Raw genomic sequence first — 13,818 nt, 5'->3', positions numbered from 1 at the left:
GCCCCCACTGTGTCCGAATCACGTGGTCGAACCCATGGAGGACGCAGCGATGGAACATCGGTTGATCAGCGCCATCGAGACAGCGCTCGGATGGAACGGGGCCGAGGAACTGGGCAAGGGCTTCGTACGTGGGAGCATGGACGACCCCGCACTCGTCTCCCGCATCATGACTCCGAACCGCCTGCTCGACATCGCGATGCGCAGGAGTCTGAACCGCCCGCAGTTCCGGTGCTTCCAGAAGGGTGAGGAGGTTCACCCGGCCATCTACTACACCGACAGCGTCAGCCCTCGGGGCCAGAGCATCCCCATGGCCAACATGCGCAGCCTGGGCAGGCTCCTGCGGGAAGGAGCGACGGTGATCATGGACCAGGCCAACGTCTTCGACCCGACGATGGAGGTCGCCTGCCGGGCCCTGCAGTGGTGGTCCCGCGAGCGAGTCCAGGTCAACGCGTACCTGACGACGAACGACGCCTCCGGCTTCCCCCTGCACTGGGACGACCACGATGTCGTCATCGTCCAGCTCGCCGGTGAGAAGGAGTGGGAGGTGCGCGCGACCTCCCGCGCAGTCCCGATGTACCGGGACGCCGACCCCAACAGCACCCCGAGCGACGAGATCATCTGGTCCGGCATCATGCGGACCGGTGACGTCATGCACATTCCCCGAGGGCACTGGCATCAGGCGACCCGGACCGGCAGCGGCTCCGGCAAGAGCCTGCACGTCACCTTCGGCATCACCAAGCGCACGGGAGCGAGCTGGCTCGCGTGGCTGGCCGACTGGTGCCGCGAGCGCGAGATCTTTCGCCACGACCTCGACCGCTGGCACGGAACCGGCGGCGAGGCCCTGGCCACGGCTGCCGCCCAGCTCGTCGGTGAGCGCTCCCCAGCAGACTTCCTGGCCGCGTACGAGCAGGAGACGGCGCTGCCACGTCACGTGCCGTTCCTCGACATCCTCGGGCCGCTCGACGCCGTGGTGTGCACCACCCACTTCCCTCCCCGCATCCAGGAAAGCGGGGCGACCGTCCACGTCGTGGCTTCCGGGAAGAAGCTCACCCTCACGGCCAAGGCCCTGCCCGCACTGCGTCTGCTGCTCAGCGGCAGGCCGGTCCCGCTGGAGCGAGCCGCGGCCGCCGTCGGGGCCGAAGTGACGGAGCTCGCCGAGATCCTGGTGAAGGAGGAGCTGTGCGCGGTGCTGACACCCGAGTTGTCCTCGGGCTACACCGGTCTCGTCACGAGCGCCGCCTCCTGACCGGTGCACTGGACCGAGGTGTCCGCGCGCTCGACACCAGCACCAACTACCTCGGCTTCCGCTCGCATCGGATCCTGGCTCGGACGGCCGGCGATCTTCTGCCGAAGTTCAGGATCTCCACGAAGGTCGGCTATGTCCCGAGGCGGGACAGCGTGGAGCACTCCCTGGACCCGGCACGGCTGCACGCGGCTGTGGAACAGGCGGTCAAGGACCTCGGGCGAGAGCCTGACCTGGTGTTCCTACACAACCCGGAACACTCGCTCCGTGATGCCCCTCATGGCCGGGACGTGCTCGCGCAGGCGTGCTCCACCCTCCACGACGCCGCGGAGAAGGGGCTGTGCGGCGACTGGGGAGTCGCTTCCTGGGACCCGTCAGCGCTGCCGACCCTGATTGACCCGACTGCCCCAAGGCCGTCGGTCCTCATGGTCCGTGCCGGCCTGCTGGTCGGGGTCAGAACGCTCGATGCCGCCGATGCCCTCATCAAGGCATGGGACCTGGGCGACGATGCGGTGTGGGGGATGAGTCCCTTCGGTGGCAGTGCAAGCGACCCTGTGTGGGCCAGGATCGACCCACGCGTCTTCCTACGGGACACCAGTCGGCTCTCCCGCGTGCAGGCGGCCTTCCTGGCTGCCTATCACCTTCCACGGGTCGCCTCGGTTGCCGTGGGTACCGACGAACCCGCCCACCTGGGCGAACTCGTCGATGCCCTGACCGGCGAGGTCGAGGAGCGGGCCATCCAGGAATACCGAAGACTCCTTCGTGACCACCTGCGCGATCAGCGCGCCTGAAGCTCCTCGATGACCTGATCAGCCAGGCGTCGTGCGGGCTCCAGCCGTGGGTCTTCCGGGTGCGCGTACGGCCCGAGGATCTTCGAGCAGACGAACAGCGTCATCAGCTTGCCGTCCCGGCTCTCGAAGTCGCGCCGACGCTCCTGTCGTACGCGATCGGCCAGAGCGGGGACGGCAAGAGAGCTCGCCCACAGTGAGGCGGAGTCCAGCCCCTGCGGTGCGTTTCCCCAGTCCTCCCAGTCGAAGAGGGCGAACATCGGGGCGGTCACGTTGGCCCAGTTCATGTCCGCGTGGGCCGGCACCCAGCGCTGGACGGTCGTGTCGAAGTCGCCGGGGAAGACACCCCGGATGGACTCGGTGACCAGCTCCTGGGTGATGGTGTCGGTGTCCGGTGTGGCGATCCGACTCGTCCGATGAGCCGCCAGCGTGTCCAGCGAGGCATTCAACGCTTCCCACCACTCATCTGACAGTTCCGGGGCCTCACTCAAGACCGCGCTCCCCACGGGGGCAGCCGGCAGGAGGCCGGTTTCGTCGGCCCGCCACATCACCGGCCCGTACGCGTCCCGCCAGACCACACATCCCTGCCATGTCGGCAGGGCGACGCCCTCCAACCGGGCGGCGCGCTCGGTTCCGTTCCACCCCTGATCTGTGATCTTGTCGAGCAAGCGCCGTTCGACTCGGACCCAGGTATCGCGGTCTGTCCGGACGCCCACAGACCGACGCTTGCGCACCACCGTATCCGGAAGCAAGCGCACCTGGAGAGACCGCTCGACGCGGTCAAGAACCTCATCAACCGGCTGCACCCGTAGATCAACAGCCTGACCCGTGGAGACCGAGAGCGTCATACACGCGACCGTAGCAGTGGGAGGCGTGAGGTAGCCCGACGCACGAGATGACGGCAGCCAGTGTTCTTGAGCGAGACGGCGGAGGCCGGTCATTCCGCGCCCGACTGCGGTCGCGAACACGATTTGTGGCGTGCTGCTTACGGCGTTTCGCCGCCGCGCTTGTAGCCGACCCACAGCCGACCGCCAGCCTGCTTCAGTACTTCCTCCACTACGTCGGCGAGAGGCTCGACCTGGCCGTTCAGCACCTCGCGGACGGCGTGATGCAGGCGCATGGTCAGTCCCGGTGCCGTGGCCTCAAGGCGACGTGCCAGCCACTTCCCGCCTCCGCCCCAGGATCCACCGATGGCCAGCGCCAATTCACTGGAGCGCCGGGCCAGTTCGGTGGCGATGAACAGCTGCTCACCCTGGTCGGTGCTTCCCGTGAGATCGTCGAGCAGATCGGTGATCGCGTAGCGGTAGTCATCGATTTCCTCAGCCGCCACGGTAGGTGGGCCTGCGGCAGCCAACCTCTGTGCTTCGGCGGCGAGGCGCGCACCGACTCCGCTGGCGTCGAAGAGCAGCAGTCCGTCGGCGCACATCCAGAGCAGCGGTGACCGGCGCTTCCGTACCTCCCGCTCGACAAACGCATGCCAACTCGCCTCGGTGTGTACGAACAACTCCACCGGCCAGCTCTTGTGTTGGAGGCTTTCCCGGTAGGGGGCTGGGGCTCCGTGGAGCAGTACCACGATGTCGAGGTCGGACGTCGCGGTACGGCGGTCCGTGACGACGCTGCCGCCCAAGAACGCCGCCAGAGCGTCAGGGTGGCGTTTCTCTACAACCGCACGCGCAGCGTCAATCGCATCCATGCGGCAACTATCCGCATCCTGCGCTTCGTGTGCACGCGGTTTTGCGCACCGCGAAGACTCTGTTTCTCAATTCGTCTGGGCTCGGGGACCGCTGATGCGCGAGGGCGACTTGCCCGATTCTTGACGTTCTGGTGAGGCTGCCGGCACGGAAGGTGCTGACGAACCAGATACTCAGGAACAAGGAGTTGCGGGCGGCGGCCCGGCTGACCGAGGCGCTTGGGACCCGTTGCCGCGTTGCAGGCCGTTAGCCTGTCGGTATGTCGGAGCGTGTCATGCCCGGTCGCACGAACGGCCTGATCACCCTGGGTGCCGCGGACGCTCTGTGGGTCGATCTGACGGCCGGCAGTGCTGTGCCGACGGCTCCTGGGGCATTCACCTGCTCTCCTTCCCGTGCCCGGGCGGGGTACGTCCTGCTCGGCGGCCATGTGGTGGCGACGGTGAGGGCGAGCGGCGGTCAGTGGAGTGTTGTGGAGGTCGAGGTGCGCCGGGCGGCCGCGGAACTGAGCGCGGTGGGGATGGACCGGCAGGACCTGGTCCGCATCGGTCCGTTTCGTGTGGCGCCGAGGCAGGAGTGCAACGAGGAAACGCCGCTGCGTTGGCGTCAGCGCATCACGGGGGAACTGCAGGAGCTGGGCGGCCCCGAGCGGGCAGCACGACGTGAAGTCGGCCGGCCGTACCATCTGGCGGGGATCGACTGGCGACGGATACTCGTGGAGCAGACCCGCGACGGGACGCAGCGCACGTGGTGGCTGCCGCGCGCTGTGGTCAGGCTGCTGGACGCGGCCGAGCACGCCGAAACGCAGTGGGTGCAAGCCGCGCGGACCCGCCAGGCAAGCGCAGCCGTCACCGAGCCGCCCTCCCACCCCCGGCAGGCCCGAGACGCCGGCGGTCGGCAGACGACGAGCCCCGAGGGCCCCGCCGCCTCACTGCGCCCGTACAACAAGGAGTTGGAAGGCCAGCTGTACTCGGTGCTCAGTAGGAAGCCCGGCACCTCCCGCAGGGTGGCTGGGTGGGCGTGCGCCGTCTGCCGCACTGCGCCCGCCACCGTGCTCGACCACTGCCACGAACACGGCTACGTCCGCGCCCCGTCTGCCAGTCCTGCAACACACAGGAACGCCCCGACCACCTGTACAGCAACGACATCCGCGTGGCGAACCGCTACACACACCTCTTCCGCACCAACACCGACGACTGGCTCCGCCACTGGCACCGCTGCCCCGGCTGCCGCGCACGCACCACCCTGCCCCTGCCACACCTCGCCGCATGGACCGCCCACATAGCCTGCCGATCGCTGCGCCCGACCCACCGCGCCCCCCGCGGGCGCAAGCCCTGCGGTGTCCTGCGCGTGTCCTGGACGGGCAGTCAGAACGCGCCCCATTCATGCCTGCTCACTGTCGCCGTCGACTTCTGCCCTTCCGGCGAGCACCGTGTCCTGGCGCGAGTCCCCTACCGCGAAGCCGCCGAACGGTTTCGTGCCTGGTTGGCCGAGACGGCCCCTGCCGTGGCGCCGCGGCCGGTCCTGACCGCTTGGACGGCCTCCCTGCCCACTTCCGGCCAGTCATCGCGGACACCAGCGGCGAGGGCCTAGCACTGTTCTGAGCGGGCACCGGGAGACCTGACACCCCACCGTCACCTCGCAACTGCCGGCCCCCGACACGGTCACCCCGCACATCCCAGCGAAATGCGACGCAGCAGAGTTCGCGAAGGCTGCCTGGTTGCCTACACGGCGCAAGCTGCGAGAAGGCGTTCAACAAGACCCAGGCCGCCCATCCCGCCTACCGCCAGGGCCTGGAGCAGCTACGTGAGTGAGCGGCCTGATCGGTTCGTACGTACTCACCGGCGGCGGCGCGGACCTGCTCCGCCGGGCGGAGGCGCAGGACTGCTGGTCTCGCCTTATCGGTCGTGATCAGCGCCGCCGTGCATGGGTCGGCTCCGGGACCCGGGCGGCTGCGGCTGTGTGGACCGGTGCGGCCACGCGCTGTGTGGTGCTCCGGGCCTGTGCTGCGCGGGCTCGTGCGCTGGGTGCCGGCCTTGCGCTGAGGCGTTGGATGCGCCAGGTCAGAACCCGTGCCGGGTGGCGGGCGTCGTCTAGGGCACCTTGGTCGGCGGCCTGCTGGAGGAGACGCTCCGGGTCATGGCCTGCGGCCTCGGCCTTGGCGAGGGTGGCTGTGAGAGCGTCGAAGGCGGGGTCCTCGATGACCTGCTCCGCGTGTGCGGGCACGGCCTGGCGTAGATGGCGGATGTGCCAGACCACGGTCTGCTGGGGCGGTCGCTGCTGGGTGAGGGCGGCCAGTGGTGCGGCTGCGGCTTGCTCGTAGGCGGCCTGGAGGCGGAGTAGGGCCTGCTGAGCGGCGGCGACTTGCTGGTCGTGGTGGCGGAGCTCGTGCCAGCGGGCCGCGGCGATGACGACGAGGACCGCGGCGTCGAGGAACATCGCCAGGGCTGCGCCGTCCTTGGGGGCGGGCTCGCGCACCATCGCCCGTGCGGCGCCGCGCAGGGCGCGGGCGTGGTGGTGCTCGGCCTGGATGCGGGAGCGGGTGGCACGCTCGAACGCGGCGGCGGCCTGCTGCAGCTGCGGCCGCAGGTGGCTGGGGGCGAGCAGCGGCAGGACGTCGATGGCTTCGCCGAAGGCGGCGAGGTGGGCCTGGGAGGCGTCGTCGTCGGTCTGGTCGAGGTGGTGGGGGATGCGCTCTGCTGCGGCGGTGGCCTGGTGCCAGGGGTTGGGTCGGCGCCGGCTGCTCTCCTCAGCGGCGGGCGGGGCCTCGATGGCGGTGAGGCGTTCGCGGATTTTGGGGAAGGACAGGTCGGGGGCGAGTTTGGCGCCGGAGAACCAGATGGGCTCGCTGGCGGCGTTGGTATCGCCTTCGACGGCGACTTTGTATCCCCGTATGTCGCCGCAGGGGAAGTGCTGGACGTCCACGAGGACGCCCTCGACGCCGTCGAGCAGGTGAAGGAACTCCTCGGGGCTGGTGGCGATGGCCACCAGTTGGCGGACAGTGGTGCGCAGGTGTTCGCGGGAGGTCTTGGTCTTGCCGGCGCGGTGTGCCTTCTCGGTCTCGGCGCGGGTGGGGCGCTTGGCGGCGGTGCGGTCACCTCGCATGACCTGGTGGAGGCCGTATTCCTTCTCGACGGCGGCGAGTTCCTTGTCGGCCTTCAGGTAGTCGTTCCAGTGCCGGGCGGTGCGCAGGTCGCCTCGCACCTTGGTGGCGGCGATGTGGATGTGGTCGTCCGCGTGGCGTACGGCGACCCACCGGCACCCGTCGGGGTCCCTCTCGGGTGCGATGCCGGTGGCCGTCACAACCCGGCGCGCGATGTCCGCCCACTCGGCGTCGGTGAGGTGCCGGTCGCCGGGAGCGGCACGTACCGAGCAATGCCACGCGTGCCGCTCGGGCGCACGGCCCAGCCGCCTGGCCTGCTTGACCCGCAGGTCGAGGTCAGCCACGAGGAGCTTCTTCGTGGCGTCGAAGTCGTCGGCGCGGCCGGGGTCGGGAGCGAAGCCGTCCCAGGAGGCGACCAGATGCGGGTCGGTGTGGTCCTTGGCCTTCTTCGTGTCGAACAGGTACCGGATCAGGCCGGCGGTGCTCTTGCCGCTGCCGATCTTGGCGATCATCAGGAAGCCTTCGCGGAGACGGCGTGGTTCATGGCCTGCGCGATGTCGCCGATGGCGGCGCGGACGGTGTCCAGCGTGCGCTCGGTCTGGGCGAGGACGGCGGTGTCCACAAGGTGTGGATCGCCACCGGCGTTGAGGCGGTGGGCGATCTGGTTGACGTTGTTGCCGATGCGGGCGACCTCGGTCCGCAGGGCGTCGAGCTTGTCGAGGCAGTCATCGAGCTGGGTGCGCTGCCCGGCCAGGCCCACGGTGAGATCGCCGTCGAGGTACGCCATGATCACGGCGCCGACGAGGTGGGCGCCGGCGATGCCCATCTCGCCGGCGCGGGTGAGGATCCGGGTCTTCTCGTCGACGCTGTAGCGGACGTCGACACGCTCTTTGCGCTGGACCTCTTCGCGGGTACGGCGGCGGGCGATACGACGCAGTGTGACTTCGTCGGTGGAGGCGGCGGGCGACTGCTCGGTCTCCTCCTCGGGCACCCCCCGGTGTCCGAGTGCCTTCGCCACCCCCGGGGCGGAGGTGTTCGCGTTGGACCGGCCCTTGGACGGTCCAACGCCATACCTTGCTGCGCGGTGGTCTGGGGTGGGGCGTTCCTGCTGCTGGTCGGTGGTCGCGGGGGTGAGGTGCTCGTGCATCAGAGCCTTTCTCGAAGTGAGTGGGTGACGAGAGGGGCGGGCGGCCGGGGGCCTCTCAGTGGGGATGGCTGGCGCGAGCGGTCTTCAGCTCGGCCTTGACAGCGCGGGTGACCTCGGCGGCGCGGTCGCTGGCGATGCTGTGGCCGTCGGCGCGCACTGCGTCTTCCAGGCGGTCGCGTGAGAGGCGCCCGGTCTCCAGATGGACGCGATGGGCGTATGCGACGAGGGCGTCCCACGGCAATTCGGGCTTTCGGCCTGGCTGCTTCAGCTTCGTGGCCTTGCCCGGATCAGCTCCGGGTCCGTCGCCCGATACCGGTCCCGGGCTGGCGAGTGCGGGGGTGGGGCGTTGCGGGCGCTTCGTACTCGGGCGGGGACGGTTGTCCGGTTCCGGGCGGGCGGATCGCGGGCGGGCTGCCCGGTGAGCGTTTTCGTCGCCCGAATCCGAAGCGGACGAAGCGCCCGCCGCCTTTGCCCGCTTCATAGAGCTGGCTCGCGCGCGTGTCTGCCCGGAACCGCCGGCGGCGTTCGAGGCTGGGGCGTGCCAGCGCGGGGGCAGCGTGATGGAGGCGAGGTCGAGCGCTTGCTTGCGGGTGGCGAGCTTGCGCAGCAGCAACTCGTCCTGAAGCGGGTCTCCGTCGACGTCGGCCCGCTCCAGCGCCTCGTGCAGGCGATGGGACAGGCGCTGGCCCCGCAGCGTGCCGCGTTGTCGGTCGGTCATCGCTTCGGCGCGGAGGATCAGGGTGACGGCGTCGCTCAGGGCGCGCTCGCGGATGAGCCGGGCGGCGTCCGCGTCCTGGTCGGCGATGCCAAACCGGGCCAGCAGCCGTTCGCGCGTCTGCCGGACCAGGATGGCGGCCAGGCCGCGCGAGGCGGCCTGGGGTGTGCGGTGGCGCAGTTCGATGCCCATGGCCAGGTGCCACAGCAACGCGGCCATGACCGTCCCGACGAAGGCGCGCACGGTGCCGCCGACGACTCCGAACTCGGCGTAGGCGGGGATGATCTGCACTCCGGTGATCAGCCACACCAGGATGCCGGGCAGGCCCGGCGCGCGTGCGGGCCCGTTGAGGTTCTGGCGTGCCATCAGCGCAGTGGCGAACAGGGCCAGCTCGGCTGTGGCGAACATGAAGGCGCGCTCGACGGTGCTGCCCATGTCCAGGTAGTCGGCGGCGAAGCGCCAGCTCGTGTCGGCGCTGTAGGCGGTGCAGCCGACTGCTGCCAGGGCGGCGACCTTGACCGCGGGAGTACCGGGCCGCCTGCCACCGGTATGGGTCCGGTTTCGCCGGATGAGCCATGCGGCCGGCAGCGCGGTGGCGGCGAGCAACGCCGTGGCGATCGCGAGCAGGGGCGAGGGTTCGAGGGAGGAGGCGGAGAGGGCCAGGAAGTTGGGGAAGGTCATGCGGCTCCCTGCCGGGTGAGTTCCGCGGCGGCGAGGTCGAGGCGCGTCGGGTGGGGCGTGGCGCGGGGCGCGTTGCCTCGGGAGCGGCCGTCGGGGCCCACGCGTCGGCTGCGGCAGGGTTCGCCCTCGCCGGCATGGCACCACTGGCACTGGACACCGAGGGCGTCCGGGAGCCCTGCGGCGACGGCGGCCTCGCGTGCGGCACGGACCGGCCGGTAGGGGGCAAGCGCGGTGCGGGTTGTCGGCGGGACGCACGATCCGATGGCGCGTAGGCGGGCCTCCACGTCGGGGTACGGGCCACCGCTGGTGAGTTGCCGGTGCGTCGAGGGCGCGGCCGTTCCGGTGGCCACGGCCTGCCGGGTGCCGAGCAGTTCGGCCCGCCACGCGGCCGGGTCGTCCGGATCGGCGGTTGGGGTGGGGTCGGTGTGCCGGCCGAGGCGGTCGCGGCGGTACGTGCGCCACTCGCGGGCGACGTCCACGGGGAGGATCGGGTAGGGCGAGTCGAGGACGTGCGCCCGTATCGCCTCGCGGACGTCCCAGCCGTGCTCCGTGGCGAAGGGTACGTCGTGGAGCAGTTCGTGCCACTGGGCGAGCTGGTCGCGGGCCTCGCCCGGGTCGGTACGGATCGTGCGGGGGTCCAGGCGTCCGATGTAGGCGAGGACGGCGGCAACTTCGCGGCGTTCCATGGGGGTTACTCCGTTCCTGTCGGTTCGTCGAGGGCGGCGAGGAGAGCGGCGGTGTGGGCTTCGGCGCGGGCCATGCCACCCGCGGGCAGGGCGGAGCCGCCGGGCAGGGCGCGCAGGTGCGGTCGTTCCGGGGTGGGGGTGTGTTCTCGGGCGATCCATGTGCGCCAGTCGGCACCCCACGCGGCGGCGGAGCGGGGCGTGCCCGTCGCCCGGTAGGAGCGCCACTTCTCGTCGGCCACCCGCAGGCCGTGCTCGCCGAGTCGGGTGAGGTGCCCGTGGTGCCGTAGCCAGGCCCGGGTGGCGTCGTCGAGCTCCCATTGGGCGGCGGTGATGAAGGAGGCAGAGCTGCTGCTCTTACCGTTCACCTTCGGTTCACTACCGTTCTGGGGGTCGGAATCCGTGCCCCCTGAGGGCCGGAATCCGATCCCCCCAGGGGTCGCGATCCGGTCCCCCTGGCCGTTATCCGGCCCCCCTGCGAGGGCGTCGGCGGAGTCGGATTCCGGTCCTTCCAGGGTCGGAATCCGATCCCCCTGAGGGGCCGAATTCCGGTCCCCCTCCTCTGCTTTGTCAGCGAGGAAGGAGGCGGCGACCGGGAGGTGGTAGTACGTCTCTCCGCGCGGCCCCTTGCGGCCCGCGAGCTGTACCAGCTCACCGCTGGCGATCAGCTTCGTGAGGGCGTCGCGCACGGCCGTACGGGAGGCGTTCGCGCGCTTCATGAGGGTGGGCAGGGACGCGTACGCGATGCAGCGGCGATCGCGGCACCGGTCGGCGATCAGGGCGAGGACCATGCGGGCGGTGCCCTTGCTGCTGCTGTGGTCCCACACCCATTCGCGGGCGTCGTAACTCATCGGGTGGCGGCTCCTTGATCAGGGCAGGCGGGTGCGACGGGCCCTTTCGGGCGGTGCACATGGGTGGGAGTGGGGCTCGGTCCCCGGGCCGGACGACGTGTCGGTGAGGGCCGCGAGGGCGCGGGTGCGATGGAACCTGGCCGTAGGTGATTCCTTGGCCCTGGCGCGCTGGGGTTCTGTTCCCGCGGGCCGGCGCTCCGGGCGCAGCACCAAGACAGCCACACCCACGGGCGAAGATCCAGCGCTCGGCCGAGAAACCGCACAGCTCACGGCGAACGCGTCCTGGGTGGCGTTTCGGAAGCCGTAGGCCGGTGAGCTGACTCCGGTCGATGGCGACTGTCAGACCGCCCCGCGAGCTGGTGTCAGCCATGTGCCGGCCGTCCTCGGACCCGCCGACGGGCAGGGCAGTTCCTCCGGCTTCGGTCAGGCTGCCTGGACGTAGGTCGTGGTGGAGAGCAGGTCCACGAGCCTCGCGGCGCTCTGTGGGCTGATCGTCGTCGTGAACCCCGCGCATACGCGCTGGAGAGCGGCGTCCCTCGCCGAGTCCACCTTCTGGCAGAGGGCGCGGGCTCCCTCGGGGGCGATAACGGGCTGGGTGAAGGCGGTTCGGTCTGGCGGTGGGGCATGAACGTCCTCCGGCGGCTTTCGGTCGGCGGCCCGCCTGCGTGTGGCGAGGGCAGGCGGGTGGGCTGGGGACGTCCATGGTCCGGAAAATCGCCGGTTGGGCTGACCGGCGATCGTCGGCTATATTTCGCTGTTTATCGCCTCAGCCAGCAGGACGGATTACGCCGGCTCCGACCCGCTACAGCGGGTTCTGCTCGATGCTGATCCGGTCCCAGTCCATGTACCGGCCGAACTTCTTCGGCTCGTCGATCACGACCCCGGAGAACAGGAACCGCAACACCGCGTTGCGCCGCTCATCCGTCATCTCCTCGGCGTCCCAGGCGGCCCTTGCCCTCGCGCCCGTGAGGCCGTCGAGGAGCACCATCGGCCGGACGACGACCTTGCGCTGTGCCTTGGCGATGCGGTCGGTGATCTCCTTGCGCATCTTGCGGTACTCCGCCGTGGAGATCTCCTTCGCGGTCCACATCTGGTTCAGTTCGCCGAGCTGCCGCTGGTCGTCCTCCAGCTCCTCAGTCACGCTCTCGGAGAGGTTGCTGCTGGCGAGCCGGCCGTCCACCCGCAGCTTGCCGAGCAGCTCGACCGCGGCGTCCACGACGAAGTCCTCCAGCGTCTCGGCCATGATCGACCGGGTGCACTTCTTGTCGTCGTTCCGGCCCCGACGGTTGCACTGGTAGACCGGCCCGGTGCCCTTGGCCGTACCGGACATCAGCGTCCCGCACCGACCGCACATCACCAGGCCGCGCAGCAGGTAGTAGCGCTGCGCGGGCTTGCTCAGCGTCTCCCGGTGCACCGCCGACCGGTACTCGCGGCGCGTCCGCACCTCCGCCCACACGCCCGCGTCGATGATCGCGGGCCAGGCACCGGGGCCAGCCTCCTCGCCCTGGTGCATGCGGATTCCGGCGACGTGCCGAGAGTCGAGCAGAGCGCGGACGGTACCGCTGTTCCATGCCTTGCCGCTGGCCGTGCGGATGCCCCTGCTGTGTAGGTCCTTCGCGATGGGCGCCGCACCCTCCCCCTTCAGGTAGCGGTCGAACACCTCCCGGACGATCCCGGCCTCCTCCTCGACGATCGTCATCCCGTCCTTGGTGTAGCCGAACCGCCTCACGCCGCCCTGCGGCTTGCCCTCCCGCGCCCGGTCCTGCATCGCGGACTTCAGCCGCCGCGAGGTGTCGTCCGAGGAACGGCAGGCGTGCGCGACCTCGATGCGGAGGATGAAGCGGTCGTCGGGGTCGGCGAGGTCCCGCCGGTTCGCCTCGCCGTGGAGGGTGATCGCGTGGTCGTCGGAGACCTGGAGCAGCTCCTCCAGGTCCCGGGGCTGACGCATGAGCCGGTCGGGGTGGTAGGCGATGATGTGCCGGAAGCCACGATTCCGGGCCTCCTCCAGCAGGCGGTCCCAGCCGGGCCGCTTCCGCTTGCGGCTCCAGGCGGAGCGGCTGTTGTCCACGAAGACATGGGCGGGGTCGATGACGAGGCCGCGTCGTTCGGCGATCTCGCGGCAGATGCGCTCCTGGCGGTCGACGCCCGTCTGGTCGTCATCGTCCGCCTGGGATATGCGGCAGTAGATCGCCGCCGGCTCACCGGCGACGGTGGTGCTGGAGTTGCCCCTGGTGGGCTTGTTGCGCGACACGCGAATGAGTGTATGAACGAGGTGTCGCCTGAGGTCACCGCGAGCCCCGGGCTGGTGGCCGCCGTCCGCTCGTCGAAGCAGTTCCTGACCTATGTGTCCGCGGGCCCGCTCCAGTACGCGGTCGCCGAGGCGCTGCGCCTGCCCGACAGCTACCACGACGAGCTGCGCGCCGACCTGCGGGCCAAACGGGACCTGCTGAGCGGCGGGCTCGCCGAGGCCGGTTTCGAGGTCTACCGACCGGCCGGCACGTACTTCGTCACCACCGACATCCGCCCCCTCGGCGAGAGCGACGGCTTCGCCTTCTGCCGGGCGCTGCCCGAGCGGTGCGGCGTCGTCGCCATCCCGAACGCGGTCTTCTACGACCACCGCGAGCAGGGCGCGCCGTTCGTGAGGTTCGCCTTCTGCAAGCGGACGGAAGTCCTGCACGAGGCGGTGGACCGCCTCAAGCGACTGGCGTCCTGAGGAACGAGCGGCCGGCCCGAGGGCGGCTCATTGTCCCGGGAACGGCCGGCCGTCCTGCCGATGAGCCGGGCGAACGCGGCGCGGGCGGGGGGGGGGGCCGGCCGGCCCCCCCCCCCCCCCCGCCCCCCCCGCCCCCGGGGGGGGGGCGGGGGGGGGGGGCGGGGGCCGGGGGGCCCGGACGGGGGTGCCCGCGCCGGGCCCCGCCG

The 13,818-nt window shown here is 70.5% G+C and carries 10 protein-coding genes and 1 pseudogene; 3 read left to right on the top strand and 8 right to left on the bottom strand.

Annotated features, from left to right (window positions below; all coding sequences use genetic code 11):
* Window positions 1–49 precede the first annotated feature (49 nt).
* Window positions 50–1,246 carry a JmjC domain-containing protein gene (locus tag ACFYY6_RS29085; protein ID WP_389196421.1) on the top strand — a complete coding sequence of 399 codons (1,197 nt, stop codon included), beginning with the start codon at window positions 50–52 and terminating at the stop codon, window positions 1,244–1,246.
* A complete protein-coding gene (locus tag ACFYY6_RS29080) occupies window positions 1,180–2,034 on the top strand; it encodes an aldo/keto reductase (protein WP_389196419.1) in 855 nt (284 codons plus the stop codon). The genes ACFYY6_RS29085 and ACFYY6_RS29080 overlap by 67 nt, the downstream gene beginning before the upstream one ends.
* Here ACFYY6_RS29080 and ACFYY6_RS29075 read toward each other — a convergent pair.
* The 8 genes from ACFYY6_RS29075 to ACFYY6_RS29040 all read right to left on the bottom strand — a co-directional run bounded on the left by ACFYY6_RS29075 (window position 2,022) and on the right by ACFYY6_RS29040 (window position 13,150).
* Window positions 2,022–2,879: a hypothetical protein gene (locus ACFYY6_RS29075; protein ID WP_389196483.1), complete on the bottom strand. Its 858-nt coding sequence runs from the start codon at window positions 2,877–2,879 to the stop codon at window positions 2,022–2,024. The two genes, ACFYY6_RS29080 and ACFYY6_RS29075, sit on opposite strands and share 13 nt — an antisense overlap.
* A 137-nt stretch (window positions 2,880–3,016) precedes the next feature.
* Window positions 3,017–3,724 carry a nucleotidyltransferase domain-containing protein gene (locus ACFYY6_RS29070; protein ID WP_389196417.1) on the bottom strand — a complete coding sequence of 236 codons (708 nt, stop codon included), beginning with the start codon at window positions 3,722–3,724 and terminating at the stop codon, window positions 3,017–3,019.
* 1,906 nt (window positions 3,725–5,630) lie between these two features.
* Window positions 5,631–7,334, bottom strand: a complete 1,704-nt coding sequence (locus ACFYY6_RS29065; protein ID WP_389196415.1) for a relaxase/mobilization nuclease domain-containing protein — start codon at window positions 7,332–7,334, stop codon at window positions 5,631–5,633.
* Entirely contained in the window at window positions 7,334–7,969 is a 636-nt protein-coding gene (locus ACFYY6_RS29060) for a MobC family plasmid mobilization relaxosome protein (protein ID WP_389196413.1), read from the bottom strand. Before ACFYY6_RS29060 ends, ACFYY6_RS29065 begins: the two co-directional genes overlap by 1 nt.
* Before the next feature lie 55 nt (window positions 7,970–8,024).
* Window positions 8,025–9,365, bottom strand: coding sequence for a hypothetical protein (locus ACFYY6_RS29055; RefSeq protein WP_389196411.1), 1,341 nt, complete (start codon window positions 9,363–9,365; stop codon window positions 8,025–8,027).
* Window positions 9,362–10,051 carry a hypothetical protein gene (locus ACFYY6_RS29050; protein ID WP_389196409.1) on the bottom strand — a complete coding sequence of 230 codons (690 nt, stop codon included), beginning with the start codon at window positions 10,049–10,051 and terminating at the stop codon, window positions 9,362–9,364. The genes ACFYY6_RS29055 and ACFYY6_RS29050 overlap by 4 nt, the downstream gene beginning before the upstream one ends.
* Before the next feature lie 5 nt (window positions 10,052–10,056).
* A complete protein-coding gene (locus tag ACFYY6_RS29045) occupies window positions 10,057–10,899 on the bottom strand; it encodes a helix-turn-helix domain-containing protein (protein ID WP_389196407.1) in 843 nt (280 codons plus the stop codon).
* Between the two features lie 802 nt (window positions 10,900–11,701).
* The gene (locus ACFYY6_RS29040; RefSeq protein WP_389196405.1) at window positions 11,702–13,150 is read right to left on the bottom strand and encodes a recombinase family protein; all 1,449 of its coding nucleotides are present in this window, start codon (window positions 13,148–13,150) and stop codon (window positions 11,702–11,704) included.
* Window positions 13,151–13,183: 33 nt separating this feature from the next.
* On the opposite strand from ACFYY6_RS29040, the pseudogene ACFYY6_RS29035 reads away from it, so the two are divergent.
* Window positions 13,184–13,612 (top strand): annotated as a pseudogene (locus ACFYY6_RS29035) (aminotransferase class I/II-fold pyridoxal phosphate-dependent enzyme); the annotation flags it as partial.
* Between the last annotated feature and the right edge of the window lie 206 nt (window positions 13,613–13,818).

The sequence above is a fragment of the Streptomyces sp. NPDC001750 genome (genome assembly GCF_042892615.1).
Classification (GTDB): Bacteria; Actinomycetota; Actinomycetes; order Streptomycetales; family Streptomycetaceae; genus Streptomyces.
The sequence above is the reverse complement of the archived record's forward strand: the minus strand, read 5'-3'. Positions and strand labels throughout refer to the sequence as shown.

Excerpts from the sequence above, each read along its gene's own strand:
- ACFYY6_RS29085 (WP_389196421.1), top strand. The coding sequence starts at position 50 with ATGGAACATCGGTTGATCAGCGCCATCGAGACAGCGCTCGGATGGAAC.
- ACFYY6_RS29075 (WP_389196483.1), bottom strand. The coding sequence starts at position 2,879 with ATGACGCTCTCGGTCTCCACGGGTCAGGCTGTTGATCTACGGGTGCAG.
- ACFYY6_RS29070 (WP_389196417.1), bottom strand. The coding sequence starts at position 3,724 with ATGGATGCGATTGACGCTGCGCGTGCGGTTGTAGAGAAACGCCACCCT.
- ACFYY6_RS29065 (WP_389196415.1), bottom strand. The coding sequence starts at position 7,334 with ATGATCGCCAAGATCGGCAGCGGCAAGAGCACCGCCGGCCTGATCCGG.
- ACFYY6_RS29060 (WP_389196413.1), bottom strand. The coding sequence starts at position 7,969 with ATGCACGAGCACCTCACCCCCGCGACCACCGACCAGCAGCAGGAACGC.
- ACFYY6_RS29055 (WP_389196411.1), bottom strand. The coding sequence starts at position 9,365 with ATGACCTTCCCCAACTTCCTGGCCCTCTCCGCCTCCTCCCTCGAACCC.
- ACFYY6_RS29050 (WP_389196409.1), bottom strand. The coding sequence starts at position 10,051 with ATGGAACGCCGCGAAGTTGCCGCCGTCCTCGCCTACATCGGACGCCTG.
- ACFYY6_RS29045 (WP_389196407.1), bottom strand. The coding sequence starts at position 10,899 with ATGAGTTACGACGCCCGCGAATGGGTGTGGGACCACAGCAGCAGCAAG.